Origin of the sequence: Paenibacillus nitricinens (assembly GCF_052056485.1) — a bacterium.
Taxonomy (GTDB): Bacteria; Bacillota; Bacilli; order Paenibacillales; family Paenibacillaceae; genus Paenibacillus_AQ; species Paenibacillus_AQ nitricinens.
In genome coordinates, this window is record NZ_CP183948.1 from 1,252,430 (window position 1) to 1,270,620 (window position 18,191).

The 18,191-nt window shown below is 44.4% G+C and carries 18 protein-coding genes; 15 read left to right on the plus strand and 3 right to left on the minus strand.

Features of this window, described 5'->3' with window-relative positions:
- Positions 1-239 precede the first annotated feature (239 nt).
- From ACN6KS_RS05545 to ACN6KS_RS05600, 12 genes are all read left to right on the plus strand, one after another.
- Entirely contained in the window at positions 240-1,193 is a 954-nt protein-coding gene (locus tag ACN6KS_RS05545; protein WP_094872500.1) for an AraC family transcriptional regulator, read from the plus strand.
- A gap of 7 nt (positions 1,194-1,200) precedes the next feature.
- Positions 1,201-2,277, plus strand: coding sequence for a Gfo/Idh/MocA family protein (locus ACN6KS_RS05550; protein ID WP_094872501.1), 1,077 nt, complete (start codon positions 1,201-1,203; stop codon positions 2,275-2,277).
- Between the two features lie 50 nt (positions 2,278-2,327).
- Positions 2,328-3,059 (plus strand): ThuA domain-containing protein, encoded by a 732-nt coding sequence (locus tag ACN6KS_RS05555; RefSeq protein ID WP_042124690.1) that lies wholly within the window; start codon positions 2,328-2,330, stop codon positions 3,057-3,059.
- On the plus strand, positions 3,060-4,028 hold the full coding sequence (locus ACN6KS_RS05560; protein WP_094872503.1) for a sugar phosphate isomerase/epimerase family protein: 969 nt from the start codon (positions 3,060-3,062) through the stop codon (positions 4,026-4,028). It abuts the gene before it with no gap.
- Positions 4,029-4,180: 152 nt separating this feature from the next.
- Positions 4,181-4,879 carry a copper homeostasis protein CutC gene (locus tag ACN6KS_RS05565; protein WP_094876342.1) on the plus strand — a complete coding sequence of 233 codons (699 nt, stop codon included), beginning with the start codon at positions 4,181-4,183 and terminating at the stop codon, positions 4,877-4,879.
- A gap of 303 nt (positions 4,880-5,182) precedes the next feature.
- Entirely contained in the window at positions 5,183-6,097 is a 915-nt protein-coding gene (locus ACN6KS_RS05570) for a L,D-transpeptidase family protein (RefSeq protein ID WP_256989944.1), read from the plus strand.
- A 382-nt stretch (positions 6,098-6,479) separates the two neighbouring features.
- The gene (gene abc-f, locus ACN6KS_RS05575; RefSeq protein ID WP_440961542.1) at positions 6,480-8,330 is read left to right on the plus strand and encodes a ribosomal protection-like ABC-F family protein; all 1,851 of its coding nucleotides are present in this window, start codon (positions 6,480-6,482) and stop codon (positions 8,328-8,330) included.
- A 179-nt stretch (positions 8,331-8,509) separates the two neighbouring features.
- The gene (locus tag ACN6KS_RS05580; RefSeq protein WP_341133887.1) at positions 8,510-8,809 is read left to right on the plus strand and encodes a hypothetical protein; all 300 of its coding nucleotides are present in this window, start codon (positions 8,510-8,512) and stop codon (positions 8,807-8,809) included.
- A gap of 32 nt (positions 8,810-8,841) precedes the next feature.
- A complete protein-coding gene (locus ACN6KS_RS05585) occupies positions 8,842-9,000 on the plus strand; it encodes a hypothetical protein (protein WP_179281685.1) in 159 nt (52 codons plus the stop codon).
- A 23-nt stretch (positions 9,001-9,023) separates the two neighbouring features.
- Complete coding sequence (locus tag ACN6KS_RS05590; protein ID WP_094872509.1) at positions 9,024-9,563, plus strand: RDD family protein; 540 nt, start codon at positions 9,024-9,026, stop codon at positions 9,561-9,563.
- A 130-nt stretch (positions 9,564-9,693) separates the two neighbouring features.
- Positions 9,694-10,128 carry a MarR family winged helix-turn-helix transcriptional regulator gene (locus ACN6KS_RS05595; protein WP_094872511.1) on the plus strand — a complete coding sequence of 145 codons (435 nt, stop codon included), beginning with the start codon at positions 9,694-9,696 and terminating at the stop codon, positions 10,126-10,128.
- Between the two features lie 46 nt (positions 10,129-10,174).
- Positions 10,175-10,984: an SDR family NAD(P)-dependent oxidoreductase gene (locus tag ACN6KS_RS05600; RefSeq protein WP_042185448.1), complete on the plus strand. Its 810-nt coding sequence runs from the start codon at positions 10,175-10,177 to the stop codon at positions 10,982-10,984.
- A 77-nt stretch (positions 10,985-11,061) separates the two neighbouring features.
- Here the strand turns inward: ACN6KS_RS05600 and ACN6KS_RS05605 are convergent, their stop codons facing one another.
- The 3 genes from ACN6KS_RS05605 to ACN6KS_RS05615 are packed head-to-tail and all read right to left on the minus strand — an operon-like array spanning position 11,062 to position 14,190.
- The gene (locus ACN6KS_RS05605) at positions 11,062-13,350 is read right to left on the minus strand and encodes a hypothetical protein (protein WP_440961543.1); all 2,289 of its coding nucleotides are present in this window, start codon (positions 13,348-13,350) and stop codon (positions 11,062-11,064) included.
- Positions 13,340-13,696 (minus strand): hypothetical protein, encoded by a 357-nt coding sequence (locus ACN6KS_RS05610; RefSeq protein WP_280788923.1) that lies wholly within the window; start codon positions 13,694-13,696, stop codon positions 13,340-13,342. The genes ACN6KS_RS05605 and ACN6KS_RS05610 overlap by 11 nt, the downstream gene beginning before the upstream one ends.
- A complete protein-coding gene (locus ACN6KS_RS05615) occupies positions 13,693-14,190 on the minus strand; it encodes a sigma-70 family RNA polymerase sigma factor (protein WP_256989945.1) in 498 nt (165 codons plus the stop codon). Before ACN6KS_RS05615 ends, ACN6KS_RS05610 begins: the two co-directional genes overlap by 4 nt.
- Positions 14,191-14,695: 505 nt before the next feature.
- Here ACN6KS_RS05615 and ACN6KS_RS05620 point away from each other — a divergent pair.
- The 3 genes from ACN6KS_RS05620 (at position 14,696) to ACN6KS_RS05630 (ending at position 18,053) form a co-directional block, all read left to right on the plus strand.
- Positions 14,696-15,376: a YjgB family protein gene (locus ACN6KS_RS05620; protein ID WP_341133890.1), complete on the plus strand. Its 681-nt coding sequence runs from the start codon at positions 14,696-14,698 to the stop codon at positions 15,374-15,376.
- A 145-nt stretch (positions 15,377-15,521) separates the two neighbouring features.
- Entirely contained in the window at positions 15,522-16,673 is a 1,152-nt protein-coding gene (locus tag ACN6KS_RS05625; protein WP_094872517.1) for a winged helix-turn-helix domain-containing protein, read from the plus strand.
- A gap of 81 nt (positions 16,674-16,754) precedes the next feature.
- Complete coding sequence (locus ACN6KS_RS05630; RefSeq protein ID WP_094872519.1) at positions 16,755-18,053, plus strand: MFS transporter; 1,299 nt, start codon at positions 16,755-16,757, stop codon at positions 18,051-18,053.
- The last annotated feature ends 138 nt before the right edge of the window (positions 18,054-18,191 follow it).

Genomic DNA, 18,191 nt, shown 5'->3' on the forward strand with positions numbered 1-18,191 from the left:
AACCATGAAAGGTAATTATTTTTTAATAGTATGAAACCGATTAAATTACCAGAAAATCTCTGTTAAAGTGGTGTGTAAGAGGGAGAAATGTAGCTGGAGTAGGATATTAAGAATATAGAGACCCAGAATTGACAAAAGAATAGTAGAGGTCTAACATTTAGACAGTAAACGCTTACGTGAAATCGGATTGACATGTTCATCGTTTGGTTTAGTGTTTAACCGGATAAGGAGCTGCGCTTATGAATATTTATCTCGAAATTCCAGATGTGGATAAGCATTTTCCTTTTAGAAGTTTACTATGTGGAGGAGATACACTGTGCTATCCGCATTGGCATAAAGAAATTGAAATTATATATGTAACTAAAGGAAGTCTAAATCTGGGAATAAATGATACCCCTATTCACATGGAGCAAGGTGAGGTTCAATTTATCAACGGTGGGGATGTCCATTATTTTCTGGCCTCACCTGAAAGCGAACGGGTAGTCATTCAATTCGATCTTAACCTGTTTCAGGAAGTCGCAGCCTTGAGTGGAAATGATTATTCGCTTCGTGAGGTTTTTACGCTTATGGAGCATTCAAGTTCAAAATGGCCCGAGGCAACCGCCGTGAAGATCAAAGGGCTGATTGAGAGTATTTATGAGGAAGACGTGCAGCGAAGAGATGGGTACGCTTACTTAATCAAAGCAAGATTGTTTGAACTATTGACCGTTATTTTACGGGAAGTGCCGAAGAGTACACTCAATAAACAGCCTAAGTTCTCGGAAGATACGCTGAACCAGTCTAGAGAAACACTGGAAAGATTAGAGCGGATTTTTATCTATGTAGAGCAGCATTACCAGGAAGCCATTACGCTGAATGAGGTAGCTAGCTATATGGGCTTTAGTCCGTATTATTTTACCAAGCTGTTCAAGAAGAATACTGGTATGACCTTTATAGCTTTCTTAAACGAATATCGCCTTAACAAAGCCAAATGGATCTTAATCAATGAAGATTTGCCGATGTCTGCGGTGGCGGAAGCTGCCGGGTTTGGCAGCGTGAAGACATTCCATCATTTTTTCAAGGATGCTACGGGGATATCACCCCTAAAATACCATAAGACAATATTCGGGAATAATACAGCAAGAATGCAGGAAGAAAGACGCCCCCGGGCTTTGTATGATAGAGATATCAAAACAGGAACAAGTGGAGGTTAAGACAAAGATGACATTAACAGTAGGAATTATCGGCTGCGGAGGCATTGCTAACGGCAAACATATGCCAGCATTAAAAAAAGTTGAAGGTGCGCGAATGGTTGCTTTTTGCGATATCGTTCCTGAGCGTGCAGAAAAGGCAAAGGCGGAGTTTGGGGATGAGAACTCTGTAGTTTACACGGATTATACAGAACTTCTTAAAGATGCAAGTATAGATGTAATTCATGTATGTACACCGAATATTTCCCATGCGGAGATTTCCATTGCGGCAATGGAGGCAGGTAAGCATGTAATGTGCGAGAAGCCAATGGCTAAAACCACTGAAGAAGCACAAGCAATGATCGACGCTTCAAAGCGAACTGGGAAGAAGCTAACCATCGGTTACCAGAACCGTTTCAGACCAGATTCCGCTTATCTGCATACGGTATGCGAGAATAATGGTCTTGGAGAGATTTATTACGCTAAAGCTAAAGCGATCCGTCGTCGTGCCGTTCCAACATGGGGCGTGTTCCTGGATGAGGAAGCACAAGGTGGAGGACCATTAATTGATATCGGTACTCATGCTCTCGATTTGACCCTGTGGATGATGGATAACTACAAACCTAAATATGTTGTGGGTAACGCTTATCATAAGCTGTCCGGTCGTAAAAATGCTGCGAACGCTTGGGGCCCGTGGGATCCTGAGAAATTTACAGTTGAGGATTCCGCCATTGGATTCATTACTATGGAGAATGGAGCTAGCATCGTTCTCGAAGCAAGCTGGGCGCTCAATACACTTGATGTTGGTGAAGCTAAGACTGTGCTTTGCGGTACTGAAGGTGGAGCGGATATGGAAGACGGTCTGCGCATCAACGGAGAAGAATACGGCAAGACATATGAGAAGCATATTAGCTTGGAAGCCGGTGGCGTTGACTTTTATGATGGTGCGGGAGATGATCCTGCATTGACGGAGGCTACTCAGTGGATCGAAAGCATCGTCAATGACACCGAGCCTGTAGTGAAGCCAGAGCAGGCGCTCGTTGTTACCCGTATCTTGGAGGCTATTTATAAATCCTCTGAGACTGGCATGCCTGTATTTTTTGAATAAACGATCAGGTTTAACGACATAGATAACTATGAACTAGGAGTGTGTCCAAAGTGACCAGAGTAACGGTATGGAATGAATTCCGCCATGAACGGCAGGAAGAGAGAATTCTCAAAGTCTACCCGCAAGGGATTCACGGACAGTTGGCAAGCTTCCTTCAGGAGGCTGGACTGGACGCTCAGACAGCTACGCTGGATGAACCGGAGCATGGACTGACACAAGAAGTGCTGGATAACACGGATGTACTGATTTGGTGGGGACATGTCGCCCATCAAGAAGTTAGTGATGAGATTGTAAATCGTGTTCACCAAAGAGTGCTTCAAGGCATGGGGCTAGTGGTGCTTCATTCGGGTCATATGTCCAAAATATTCATGAAGTTAATGGGCACCAGCTGCGATCTAAAGTGGCGTGAAGCAGGGGAGAAAGAGCGTCTTTGGGTCATGGACCCAAGTCACCCGATTGCTGAGGGCATTGGCGAATATATCGATTTGGAGCAAGAGGAAATGTACGGTGCACATTTTGATGTACCAGCACCAGAAAGTCTTATTTTTGTCGGCTGGTTTGAAGGCGGCAATGTGTTCCCTAGCGGATCGACCTATCGTCGCGGGAACGGGAAGATCTTTTATTTCCAGCCCGGCCATGAATCTTATCCAACCTATTACAATAAAGAAATCCAAAGAGTGATCATCAATGGCGTGAACTGGTGTGCACCAACGAAACGTGATTATCCTGTGTACGGACATTCCGAAGCTTTGGAACCTATTAAAGAAAAGGTGGTCTTGTAAATGAAGTTAGGTGTATTTGATCCTGTATTTGGAAGTTTAACTCTTGATGAGATGCTTGATAAAATCGCTGCTGCTGGTTTGAATGCGGTAGAGATCGGTTCAGGAGGCAATCCGGGAAATGCCCACTGTCCAACAGATGAGCTGCTTGCCAGCGAATCAGCACGTAAGGAATATCTGGAGAAGTTCACGAAACGTGGCATTATGATCAGTGCATTCAGTTGCCATAATAACCCGATTTCGCCGGATAAAGAAGAAGCTCGTGATGGCGACGAAATTCTGCGTAAGTCGATCAAGCTAGCTTCGCTAATGGGCGTTAAGGTAGTGAATACTTTCTCGGGAACCGCGGGAGACAGCGACGATGCAAAAGCACCGAACTGGCCAGTTACACCTTGGCCTACCGTGTACAGCGACATCAAAACCTGGCAGTGGGAGCATAAACTGATCCCTTACTGGAAGGAAATCGGTAAGCTGGCCGAAGAGCATGGCGTTAAGATCGGTATCGAGCTTCATGGTGGTTTCCTCTGCCATACTCCTTATACAATTCTGAAGCTTAGAGAAGCAACCTGCGATGCGATCGGCGCGAACCTAGACCCGAGCCATCTGTGGTGGCAGGGCATCGATCCTGTGGGCGCAATCAAGATTCTTGGTAAAGCCGGCGCAATCCATCATTTCCATGCCAAGGATACGTACCTGGATCAGGACAACATCAATATGTATGGTCTGACAGATATGCAGCCTTATGGCGATGTGCAGACCCGCGCATGGACCTTCCGTTCCGTTGGCTGTGGACACAGCATATCTGAATGGTCGGATATCATGAGTGCGCTACGTACTTACGGTTATGATTATGTGGTCAGCATCGAGCATGAAGACCCTCTTATGACGGTAGACGAAGGCTTCCAACGTGCAGTAACCAATTTGCAATCCATTCTTATTCGTGACCAGCCTCAGGGTATGTGGTGGGCGTAAGGATATTTTAAGAACGAAAGATCTTGATTCTCTAGTGTTTGTAGAGGATCAAGATCTTTTTTGCGTGTTTATGTGGATGTGGGTTAGGATAATGTGCGGATGAAGAAAATAGCAGAAAGCAAGGTTCTAAGATGAATAAAGGAGAGACAACAATGTTACTAGAAGTTATTGCTACAACATTAAGTGATGCAGTGCTGGCCGAACGTTATGGTGCTGACCGAATTGAACTGATCACAGCGATTAGTGAAGGGGGATTAACACCCAGTCTGGGACTAATAGAAAAAGTGCGCGAAGCCGTCTCGATCCCGGTCAGAGTAATGGTTAGGCCTCACGCCAGATCCTTTTATTACGATAAGGATGATATAGAAACTATGGAGAGGGATATTCAGCATATCGCATCTATCGGCGGATTCTCTGTTGTTATGGGCATGTTACGATCTGACGGAACGATTGACGAAGAGGCACTTCAACGACTGCTTCAGGCTGCACAGGGTCTGGAGGTGACATTCCATCGAGCGTTTGACGTGGTGAGGGATCAATTTGAGGCGTTAGAAATATTGATACGTTATCCTCAAATTACTGACATTCTAACATCAGGAGCCGAGAGTACAGCCCCTAAGGGCGCGGAGCGTATTGCTGCGCTTGAACAGCTTACTGCGGAGCGATCTATCAACATACTGGCAGGTAGTGGATTAACGGTGGAAGGGATAAGCGATTTTGTACAACAAACAGGTGTGAGGCGGGTACATTTCGGTTCAGCAGTTAGAGTAGAGGGTGATGCGCTGAAACCTATAGATCCTCTTCGCTTGCAGGCTGTTCGAAACCTTCTGGATCAAAGAAAAGAGCACTAGCCTTAACGATAATAATGGATTACAGACTGGGGGAGCTGAAAGGATTTTGAGATTAAAGATCCGGATGGGTATGTGATTGCATTTGGTTCAGGTAAGAAACTGTAGCCGCTGAAACATAAAATATTGTTTAAAAATACAGAGCTGATCTTTGGTTATCCAAAGGTCGGCTTTTTGTCGTGTGCACTTGGTTACAGTATTGCAATCTCTGCGTCAAATGCGGGGGACGAGTTGAAAAGAATAGGTACAGGCTGGTATGCAACTAAATTGAAATGATTTCGTCTTTATATATGGAGGTGGAGAAAATTGGGATTTTTTGTTTCGAGTAGCTGGTTTCAATCTTCATTACAGCGGAACATAAAGCTGATGCTTGTGTTTGGGCTTCTGTTCGCTGCATGTTTTACAGGTGTGGGAAAGGCGGAAGCTGCTGCTGGATCCGATCTAATTATCGTGAATAAAAAAACAAACAAACTCGCGTATTTCAGTGATGGCAAGCTGGTGAAGACTTTTCCGGTCGCAACAGGGAAATCGAAGGAACTGACACCGGAAGGTAGCTTCAAAATGGTAGTTAAAGTAAAGAACAGACCCTACTACAAAGAGAAAATACCTGGGGGTGATCCGGCCAATCCGCTTGGCGACCGCTGGTTAGGGCTAGAGGTAAATGGAACTTATGGAACTACGTACGCGATTCACGGCAATAGTAATGAGTCATCCATAGGAAAGTATGTTAGTGCTGGATGTATTCGAATGCATAATGATGATATCCACTGGTTATATCCAAAAATAGCTAAGAACACAAGAGTCATCATTACAACTAGTACACTGGCTATGGAGAGCATTGCGACAAAGAACGGGTACTCTGTGGGAAGTAAGACGTTTGCTGGAGCTTTTGAGCTGGATGGCGTCACGACAAAGCTGAATGATCCCTTTATATTGGATAACTCCCGTGTATTTATTCCGCTGAGAGAATCTGTAGCGTTGTTAGGTGGAACTCTGCAGAGCGAAGCTGGTACTGGTGCATTGCTAATTACGATAGGTGGTCGTACGGTGACACATAAGCCTTTATCCGAGCAGGCTATCGTGAATGGGAAATCCATTAAGATAATCGCATCTCGTAATGAAAATAACCGATTGTTGATTCCACTAAGCATCTTGCCCCAATTATTTAGCATTCAGGTGCAATGGAATCCACAGTCTCAGTCGGTAAAGATTAATTTATAACTGTTCTTGGAATTGTATTTCTGATCTTAGTTAGTCTATACTGTACTCATTCAAACCAATTCGGACAATGACGGAGGACCACCGACTGATGAATAACTAACACGTTTCCTAATGAATTAGACCATCCAACTTGTAAAGTGCATATGCACAAGTCACGGAGCACCCGCGCAGGGTGATAACGGTCAGGGATACGTGTGTCGGTCGGGGGCCTTACGTTGCTTTTATATGAATAGATCGATCTATTGTTTGGTTTACTCTGCATGCAGCAGGTGATCACAGCCGTAGTCTATTCATGTTATGGCATATTCCCCCATCATACGCTATTCGACCGCAGACCGCTGGCTGCGGTTTTTTATTTGCAATATAATCGGAGGAATGGAATATGACCCTAATAAAAGCAAAGAATTTACGTAAAGAATGGAGCGGGACCCTGTTATTTGAGAAGGTGTCCTTTGAGATATCGGAAGGAGAGCGTGTGCTCTTGTTCGGCCGTAATGGAATCGGCAAAACCACACTGCTTAAGGGACTGATCGGTCGCCTCACCTTTGAGGAAGGGAGTATTTATCACGGCTTACCTCCTGAAGAATGGGGCGTGCTGGATCAGCAGTTAGAAGTATCAGAAGAAGTAAGCGCCTTGGATTACGTTCTCGCCGGATCGGCAGAGCTACCCCAATTAAAGCGCCGGCTTCAACTCCTTGGTCAGAGGTTGCAGGAAGTGAACGACGAGAGTAAAGCTGGACTTACTGAATACGCCGAAGTGTACGAACGATACCTGCAGCTTAATGGATATGACTGGGAGGCTAAAGCGGAAAAGTGCTTGAAACAGCTTAAGCTAGAACGCTCAGTTTGGGATTTGCCATACCCATCGCTAAGCGGAGGGCAAAAGACACGTGTCCAATTAGCAGCATTACTAGCCCAGCAGCCAAAGCTGTTAATTCTAGATGAGCCGACAAATCACTTAGATGGAGAGACGATGGAGTGGTTGGAACATTGGGTACACACCTACCCTGGAACCGTACTTTATGTTTCGCATGATCGTACGTTCATCGATCGAACGGCGACAGCTTTACTGGAACTTAGTCCAGAGGGATGTCGCCGGTATTGGGGTGGATATACGCAGTATCGGGAGCAGAAAACGATAGAGGCACGAACGCTAGAGGGACAATATAAGAAGCAGGAACAGGAAAAGGAGAAAATACTGGAGAGCATCAGAAGGTATTCGGAGTGGTTCCAGCAGGCACACCGTGCTGCCGGACAGCATGATTTCCTGCGTGCGAAATCTAAGAAGAACGTGTCTCGTCTTCATGCGAAGGAAGCTGCACTCGAACGCTTAAATAAGAACCGTGTGGAATTGCCGCGCGAGACAAGCAAGCTGAAGATGAAGCTGGAGACGGAAGCATTAATGGCGGACACTTTGCTGTCACTCCGCGAGATTGATTTTGCTTATAAGGATAGTGCGCCTGTATTGAAAGATTTCAGTTTGTCCTTGAATCGAGGAGATCGTCTTGCTATTCTGGGGCCCAATGGGGTTGGGAAGTCTTCTTTGCTGAAGTTGATTGCGGGTATTCATAAACCCACTCAAGGTGAAGTACGGCTGCATCCACGGACGAAGATTGGTTATTTTGCCCAAGAGCTCGATAATCTAGCGGTGTCATCCACGATTCTGGATAGCTTGCTTGAACTGCCGGGTATGACCCAAACGGAGGCACGAACGATTCTAGGCTGCTTTTTATTTTCGCGGGAGGATGTCTTTAAACGAATTGGTGATTTAAGTCTGGGGGAGAAATGTCGTGTAGCTTTCCTTAAACTGTACTTTGGAAAAGCTAACCTATTAGTACTGGACGAACCCACCAATTATCTGGACATTGACACTAGGGAGCGTGTAGAAGAAGCGTTAAGGGTATATCCGGGAGGGCTTGTGATGGTCTCGCATGACCGATATCTGCACACTAATGTAGCTAATCGTCTGGTAATCTTAGAGCCGGCTCAGACACCGAAGTTTTTCCAGGGTTCCTATAATGAATACATTTCCAAAGATAGAAGTCGTGTGCTTACCCAAAAAGAACAGGCGCGGGAGGACGAGCTTGTCCTTCTGACGCTCCGTCTGAATCAATTGATCCAAAGTGGAAGTAGGGATACAGAGGCTGAGAATGAGGCGCTAATGGCGGACATAGTTAATCTGCGGTTACAGATTCAGGAACTAAGGGATAAGGAAGAAACTACACTCTTCTAAAAAGAGAGTCAACATCACCCAGCTCAGGATACAATTTATCTAGGGCTGGGTTGTTTTTTAGCGTGAAAAATATATACGGAATCGAATATTCAGATAGGAGTTATTAGATGTAAGGTGTATAATTTGGAGGAATATGGATGTAATTTGGGATAGGCAGATCTTGAAAGGACGGTTATAAAATGATGAAATTCGCTTCCTTTATTGTGGAATTATTTCGATTATGTATATTGCTTGTGTTGACCTTGTTTATTTTAGGCGGGGCAGAGCGATTCGTATATCAATCTATATTTGGTCAGCCCGTATATAACTGGAGTATGGCGCTTGGAAATGTATTGATATTTTTTATGCTGTATCGGAATCATTTTCAGTTTAAAGGTTGGTACAAATCAGAAAAAAATGTCAAGCTAACCCTCCTCACTACAAGAATTATAACTGTTATATCGCTAGGGCTTATCCTCCTGCCGATCGGGCTCAGCTGAGCCTATGTAGATTAGAATCATTGGAGCCTGTGATGATTTTTAAATGGAACCGTGGATATAATTGGGAAGACATTCATAGAATTATTAAATTAACAGATAAACTTTCTGATATACGGGTGATTCTAAAACATAATAAGGAACTGGAATCCATTATTGAAGAGCGGATCAAAAGGCTGAATGAATACAGTTAAGCATAGAGAGCGGGGGCCCTGATATGAATAACTATAAAGTGGAGCGTTTGGAACAGGAGGATTTCATAGGATTTTGGAAAAGAGTACTGGCTACCATTCTTGATCTCCTTGTCATTCTGATCCCTGCGGTTATTGTTTACATGCTATTCAACTCATTAGCTGTTTCCTTGCACTCGGAGATTCCTATTATCCTTGAGTATATTATCTTCATCGTGTTTGATATTTTTATGATCGTTAGATTTGGCGGATCACCCGGGAAGCTGATTTTAAAGATAAAGATTGTTAATGATCAAGGGAGTTATCCAACGCTGAAGGAAGCTCTAGTTCGAAATATTTTCCGAATCATTAGTACAATTTTTTCAATGATTGTTGGTGTCAGTCTCTACGACCTCACTGCGATTTCCACCAACCTTGCCTTATGGGCACCATTGGCTAATGATCTCAGTAAAATACTTGGCTTTATCATGCTTGTGGATTATCTATTTGTCGCATTTACTCCCCGTAAACGTGCGCTTCACGATATGATGGCCGGTACTTATGTTATTGATAAATCTGCAATTTAAAGGATGCTTGCTGAGCATTCTTTTTTTTGATTTTTAATAGTTTATCGTTAAATAGTTTACTATTAAATATTTTAGTGTTAAAATAAATACAGAAGCACCCAATGATCATGAGCGTTATAGGAGGATGTACTTGGAAAACCCAGATTTTTTTAGACTCATACATGCAGTTGAATTATTCACGGATGAAATTATTGTTCGATGGATGAATGCTTTTGACCATAATATTGGGATATCACCCGTTCTCGTCTTGGGAGAATTGAATAAAAAGGGTCCGCAGAAGCAAACTACTTTGGCTAAAAAATTAGGTTATACGCCGGGGGCGATGACGAACATTGCCAATCGCTTAATTAAGCAGGAAATGGCTGAGCGTAAATATAATGAAGATGATCGCCGAAATGTACTGCTCTCGATCACGGACAAAGGTAAGGATGTACTGAAGGAAGCACAGCTAAAAGGACAGGAGCTCCGAGCTGAAATATTTCTGAAGCTCGATGAAGAAGAACTGCAGCAATTCTTGAAAATTTATGAAAAGTTGTTAACGAGCTTTGATAGCTCTGAAACATAAATGAAGTCATCTAAGAATCTTAATCACATTATAAAGGGGTATGGATATGGGAAGAGTTCAAGGTAAGGTTGCATTAGTCACTGGAGGCGCTTCAGGTATTGGCTTATCAGCCGCTACTCTAATGGCTAGAGAAGGAGCCAAAGTTGTCATCGCCGATTTTAATGTAGAGGCTGCCAAGGAAGCAGCGGCTAAGATTAAAAGTGAGGGTGGAGAGGCGGAAGGTCTTTTCCTGGATGCATCCCAAGCAGATTCGATCAAGGAAGCTGTTGATTTCACAGTCGCTCAGTATGGCACCATTACAGTTTTGTTCAACAACGTAGGTCTAACTAATCTGCAAAAAGACCTTGATGTGGTCAACATAGATTTGGAAGAATGGGATCGACTGATGAACGTGAATACCAAAAGTGTTCTATTAGGCAGCCGATTTGCTATTCCACATATGATTAAAGCGGGCGGAGGTTCTATTATTAACACCGCTTCGATGTCAGCATTTGCAGGAGATTCATTGCGCACGGCTTATGGTTCCTCGAAGGCAGCTGTTGTGAACCTTACACGTTATATCGCTACACAATATGGTAAGGATAAGATTCGTTGTAACGGAGTGGCTCCAGGCCTAATTCTAACACCTGCGGCTGCAAGAAATATGCCGCCAGCTGTGCTGGATATTTTCCAGAAGTTCAATGCCCTCCCTTACCATGGGGAAGCGGATGATATCGGAAACACAGTATTGTTCCTGGCATCGGATGAATCTAAATTCATCACTGGACAAACAATAGAAGTAGAGGGTGGTCACTATATGTCCAACCCTAGTATTACGGACTTCCAGAATTACATGATGGAAGCTAAAGGTAAATAAATTCAAGCGTAATTAAAAAATCCGGTTCTAAGCTCGTATTCAATGAGCGGGACCGGATTTTTGTATACATAAATGAGTTAGCTTACCTTCAGAACGGCTTGCATAAAATTCTTCAGAGCGGAGGGCTTTGTCTCTTCGATCCATTTCTTCAAAACATCTACCTGACCATTCACGTACCATCCTAGTTTTTCCTGTAATTCTTGATCAAAGTGACTAGGCAGTTTTGTTCGTTCGGCTATGAGCTGTTTAATCATTTGTGGCCAACGATACCCATTAAGACCAAAGCTGTGCTCGGGGTAACGTTCAGCAAGTGTTAAGACAGAAGCGAGTGACTCACCTGCATATAATTCTGCCGCCAAATAGCTGCCAATAAAACGATGGCTGTCATCATGCTCTAAGGCGATAGAAAATTGCTTCCGAGCTTCTGTAAGCTTGCCTTGATGCATGAGAGCTGTAGCATTAATCGAGCGGTCATAGTCATCCCCCATAGTTTGACTCAGCTCAATGTAGCGGGAATAATACTCGCTATATGATTTCCAGTCCTTATGGTCAAAATAGTACTGCGTCAACGTGAAGGCATAATTAGAATAAGGATGCAACTGTATGAGCTTTTGGAGTAGCGGAATCGCCTGATCTTCTAATGAGTCATCCTTCGTCAGGGAGGATTTAGCGAGCATCAGCTTCACAAGCATGTGTAGAGCATGAGCATCCTCTGGATCATCTGCAACATTCTGTTGGTACATTTCTATGGCTTGATCAGGTTTCTTATTTAGCAATAGTCTATCGGCTGTGGTTAGTTCTCGTTCCTTGAGATAGAAGAAGGGCAGATTACCAATGGTGTCTTCGTTCAATCTGTAGCCACTACTGCGGGTAAGCAGATGTCCATCCGCATCAAATGCCTCGATATTCCAAGAAAAGCGTGCTTCAGGATTCATGAACACAAGAAAAGATAGAGGATCAATCGATTCAAAGCCCTCTCCGCCACTGCCGTAGGAGAAACCACTGTTGTAATAGAGTTCATCTACTGGAATAGAGACTTGATTGTCCGTGATATGGTCCCGAATCTGCGAACTGAAGGAGCTCCCCAACATCGAGACCCCACCGCTTAAACGATAATAAGCTGCACCCTTAACAGCTTTCCAGCGGAAATCTACGGTCTTTCCAGTTAGTGTCTCCTGATTAATAGGAGACTGAAGCTCAATGAGAGGTTGCAGAACAACACTCTCCTTCAACAGGTCACCCGGTTTAACTTCAATCCAATCGTCATACTGTATAGGCCAAGCCCAGCCATCGATCTGATCATAGCTAAGTCCAAGCTGTAACTGATAAAAGCCCGGAATCACACCGTGAAATTCGAAACGTCCTTCAGCATCTGTGACGATTCGGTAGGGTTCAGCAGAAGTAATGCTATGGTTAACTTCGCTTTCAGCGCGAAGGAAAATACCTGCCCGCGGAACTGGGGTGCCATCGCTTCGTGTAAGGGTACCGGATACGACAGCAGTTGAGGTACTTCCCATATCTATAGCAGACTGAATTGCGGTTCGAAGCGATTCAAGCTGTCTTTCAGTATCTGAAGTCCCAGCTTCTGATACTGCATTGTCGGTGGAGCCTTCGTTCGAACTGCTGGTGGTAGAGTTCATTTGTTTATGAATATCCTGCCAGAATTTTTTGTAGCTCTCCAAGCCATCGTTTACTACGGCAAGTGCTTCCTGCGCTTCACCTTTTGTAAAGAGTAAACGCCCGGTGAGCCATGCTTTTTGTGCATCTAGATCTTCCTGATACTCAGATGGAAAGGTGGTTTGTTCAAGAATTGTTTCAGCGGTTGTTATATCCCCGCTACTCAGAGCTCGTTCAGCTCGAAGGAGCTCCAGTTGTTTAGCTACAGAGGAGCTGCTGTTTAACTGTTTCGCTGCGGTGATTAGCGCTTGATCTCCATCTTCCTTACGGCCAAGAGCATCATATTCATAAGCTAACTGCTTAGCCGCAAATATACGTGTATTATCCGAAGGCCCCTCAAGGATATATTCCTCAAGCAAAGGTACTATGTCCTCCGGTAACAGACCGGAACGCTGGGTTTCATCATTACTCCACTGGCTCATCGAAGGGCTGATATTAACGTCATATCTGTAGGGATCATAGCTGTGATCCTTATCAATGATGTTTGTACGGATTAGCTCCATACGTTTACTCTCGGTTGTGGAAGCCAGCTTTTGCAGAAGATCAGTCCTAGCTATGTTAGATTGAATAGCTGGGCTTTCCTCCATTTGTGCCTTTGAGGAGGGCAGAAAGTTAAATAGAAGAATGAGCAGGAAGGCTGGGAGTAGCACGAATGACACTAGATGTTTGACTCTGATCTTAATTCGCATGTCTCTTCACCGCCTGATCATAGATATCTTTCCAGTACGTATTGCCCCCAGCCTCAATAAGTTCACGGTTTGGATGCTGCTGGACGTTTTGTTGGGGTTGATGTTTAACCTCTGGTTGATGCAGTGTCAATGATACGACTAGAATAATGGCACCAATCGCGCCTAAAGGTTTCACGGGGATCTCGATTTCTTTATTCCAGAAAGCCATGAGTCGGGCTCCAAAGGTTGGAGGGTGGGTCATCTTGAGGACGCGCTCATGTCCTTCGAAGTGTATGGGTTGTAGTTCTTCATCTAGCTGTTGCTTGATCACTTCGCGTTTCGTATTCTCTGTGCTCCCCGTATTCATAAGAAATGTCCCTCCTTCTCCAATATCTTTTTTAAGAGTGTCCGTCCTCTAACTAACCGGGATTTAATCGTATTCTCCGGCGTATTCAATTGCTCAGAAATTTCACGGATGCTCATCTCATGAAAGTAATATAACGTCAGACATTCGCGGTATACATAATCGAGAGTTCTGATGGACTCAGCGAGTCTAACATTATGCCATTCCACCATAAAAAGCTCTTCTGCCCCGGCAGTGAAGCCCGCATCATCACTGGCTTGGAGCTCTGCATCGCCTGAGGGGAAAATATTACGCCAGCTCCAAGTCCGTTGCTTCATGCGGCAGCGGTTGATTACGATGCGAATGAGCCAAGCCTTTAACCGTTCCGGTTCCTGCAATTGATTCATTTTGGCAAAGGCTTGAATAAAAGTATCTTGCACCGCCTCTTCGGCACTGTGTCGATCTTTGAGCAATAAGCAAGCGGTTCGGAGCAGCATATCGCCGTAATCGTCCATCAACAGGCTGAGAGCTGACTCATCCTTTGCTTTGATTCTGTCTATAATATTCAGATGAAGCTCCCCTCCCTTTACTAAATAAGATGCGGCTCAGAGGATTAAGGTTGCGTTTGTGTGGAATATTTTTACTGAGGGGACTCCAATTGCACTATGTGCAATAGAATTTGTCCTGAAGCGGGAGAAGATGAATTCTGTTGCACTTTGTACATTCAAAATAGCTAAGAAACGCCTAATTAGGGGGTTTTTTCGGATTCTATTGCACAAAGTGCAATGCATTGCTTTTTTCGAAGCAAACTGCCCCAATCTATTGCATGTTCTGCAATGAAATACTCCGATGGTGAGAATTAATCAGGTAATTAATTGATGTTCGGCAGATTTGGGTAAATGATAGTTAGGCTATGCCTAATCTTCCTTGTCTAAGGAAACTTTTTCGTTTCAGTATCGTCTATATGTTCAGTTCCATTTTTTTGCAAGATGGCTTTGAGCAACCTACTAAGGAGATGACATCATGTCAGCACAGATTAAGTTTCTAGCAGCCGCTATCCTGCTCATTGGAATGATCGGGCTTGCTGGCTGCAGTTCGAACAATGAGGCGGCTAATTCTGAATCGCCTACAAATACCCCAACAGAAACAGCTATAACAGCAACTTCGGGACCGGAAGTTAGCCCGTCATCCACTCCTGCAGAAACCGCAGCAACGGAGACTACTTCCCCTACGGAGACTAATAAAGATACAGCCAAGGCGAATCCGCAGAATAGTGACAAACAACTTCAAGATTTACTTGAGCTTGCTAAAAAAGGGAAGGTGCCCGGTGTTGAATATGCTGCTCATACCGGACTAATTGATGAGGTAGAAGCCGATTGGGGTAAACCTGATCAACAAGAGCCAGCGGGAAAAGGGATTTATGCTACCTACACTGATGAACATGTCGTATTCGGATTCAATAAAGGGAGCCTAATCTTCGATGTTCGTTCCAGCGATACTGCGCTGCAAAAGCTAACACTGAAACAGATCGAGTCCACACTGGGCAAGCCGGACGATACCAAAGTAAATGGTGAGGATAAGATCTACACTTACCAAGCCAATGATCAATTCCAGTTGAAATTCATTATTCCAAACTCGACGGGTAAGGTGGGCCATATCTCCGTTTTTAGTGAACAGGATTCCATTAATAATATGGCTGGATAAGACGAGCAATGGGTGCAAGGAGCAATCAATGCAGAGAAATCTGCGGGTTGCTCTTTTTGATGTTTATTTTTGATCTGGAGTACGCCTTGGACGGACTGATATAATGTAACCTATGAGCGGATTCGGGGGAAAGAGAGGTTCTATCATGCAGTTGGAATTAATCGAAAGTGAATACAAAGTGACCGGAGATGGGATAACGATCGAATTATTCCCAAAAGAGTTTACGCTTTTTCAGTTCTTGTACAAAAATAGAGGGCGTACGTTCAGCCGAGAACAGTTGCTGGATAAGGTCTGGCCCTTGGAATATCCGGTAGAGCGAACGGTAGATGATCATATTTATCGCATTCGTAAAAAGCTTGGCAAGCTACAGGGTCTTGATATTAAGACTGTTAGGGGATTTGGTTATAGTCTGATTATACAAGAGCCTTCAGCGGCCATGACCAATCCGACTACATATGATTTAGAGATGCAGAAGACGATGCGGGAGGTATTCAAGAAATATCACCTATATGGTCAAGGGCGCTCAATGTTAATCCTCGCACGCCAACAGGATGTTTTGGGTTATGCGATGGACCCGTTTTATTCGGTATATATTCATTTTGTGCAGGGAGATGTGGAATGGCTGCTGAACACAACGGAGGTTGAGATCGAGGAACGGTTTTATTCTTTGTTGATCTGTTATGTTCTTTTAGGTGATCCTAAGAAAAAATTAGCGTTCTGCGAGTTAGTCCTTGAGAAAAAGCTTCTTTTGCCGCCTCAGCATCGCGAATTGGAAATCCTTAATATTCTGGATTTGTACACGCTGGCAGGGCAAACGGAAAAAGCACTGGAACGGCTAAAGCTAACGTATGAAGTGATTAAAGAGCCGGGGTATGAGAGTTTCATTCCTATAACGGCGACCTCAGAAATGCTTCTACACTTGTGGATGGGAACAGAAGATCACGTAATAGAACGGATGGCGAAAGACATTGAAACGCTTTTGCAGGAGATGCCTTACTTACGCGAGATTGGGAGTTATAAAGTTGCGAGGGGCTTGTGGTTTCTACGGCGTAGGTCTTGGCGTGAAGCAGAGCGACTATTGGATGATGCGCTTCAAGTGCTGGAGATGTCGGGGTTTGTACCGATGCGTATATATGCGTTATATCGAATTGTTCACTATTGTAACGAGTTTCCACCCCAACCAGCTTTGCAGCACAAATATGCAGATTTATTTGAACGAGAGAAGGAAGAGCGGGGATTCCATCGTTTGGAGCAATCCTTGGAACACGTGCTTATGAATATCGTGACAGCTCTCTGATAATTCTCTGACAATTCTCCGTTACATTAAGATCATGCTTCATATGTTCTAGTTCTTAATCGTAACTTGGAGGAATGTCCGATGAATGCTTCATCACAAGCAGGAACGAGTCTGCTAAAAAACAAAGTGTATATGCGTGTGTACAGCGCATATGCGACAGCCACTTTTGGGGATTGGTTCGATGCACTGGCGATTCAAGTGCTCGTAGGGTACCGTTGGCACGCCAGTCCGTTAATGCTGGCTTTGATTCCAGTCTCCATAGCTTTACCTGGGATTCTGCTTGGCTCCGTGGCGGGGGTAGCGGCTGACCGAGTGAATAAGCTAAAGCTAATGCGAATGTGTGATCTGCTCACGGCATTATTAACAGTACTAGTACTTTTTGCTCCCAATATGGTGTGGCTACTCCCGTTACTGATGCTGCGTGCTGCCATCTCGACGTTAAATGTGCCTGCCCAGCAGTCGATGACCCGCACTATGGTTAGAGAAGACCAACTGCTTCAAGCCACCTCACTAAATGGGCTTGTGAATCAAGGCTCCAAAATCGCGGGACCTTTACTTGGTGGTTTTGCGTTATCCGTGCTGACACCGCAGTGGTGTATATTGATCAATGCTTGTCTCAGAGGCTGTTCCTATTTGCTCCTACTTACAGTTAAGAAGAATGAAGTAGAACAAGTTGGCACAGAAGGCAAGGGGGATCAAGAGGAGCATGTTTCCCTCCGCACGATGTGGAAGGAAGGCTGGAGTTTTATGCTGCGCAGCAGGTTGTTGCTAAATACCATGCTGTTTGGCATAGTCTGTTCAATGGCGATTCAGATGATTGATTTTCAATTCACCAGTCTCTTTAGGGTACTTGCACCCTCTAATGAATCTTTACTGGGCTGGCTCGTGGCGGCATCCGGAGGCGGTGCTGTATTCATCATTATGGTCATGAACAAAATGAATCGCGGAACAGGTTATGGCTGGAAGCTTGGAACAAGTTATGTGTTGATGGGTTTATCGGTCGGGGGACTTGGACTGCTCCAGCCAGGAACTTCCAGTATTTCTGTATTGCTATTAGGATTCTTACTAGGTATTGGGAATGGGATTTTTATTATCACGTTCAATTATTGCCTGCAAAAAGAAACTCCCCCGCACATGACAGGGCGTGTATTCGGTATTCAGAGTACTATTCTTAGCGGAGTTATGATTGGTGCTCCACTCCTCGGTGGAATGCTGGTTCAGGCCGCTGGGCCTAGCCGTATCTTTTTTAACTTTGGGATCGTAATCGCTTTGATAGGTGTGCTTGGGATATTATTTGGCCGCGTGCTGTGGCCTGTGCAGAAGGAGAAAAGTGATAGCTCAACGGAGCAACCGGGGAAGGTTAAAGTGATGGAAACTTAAGGCATGCTGATAGTGAAGGTCAGGCAAACTAGCCAGACTAGAGAGCTTGAGTAGACTGACTACCTAGCAGGCTTACCTAGCATTTAGTTGCAGAATCTGCAATTAAATGCTGTTCCATCGTTCAAAGCGAACTTTAGT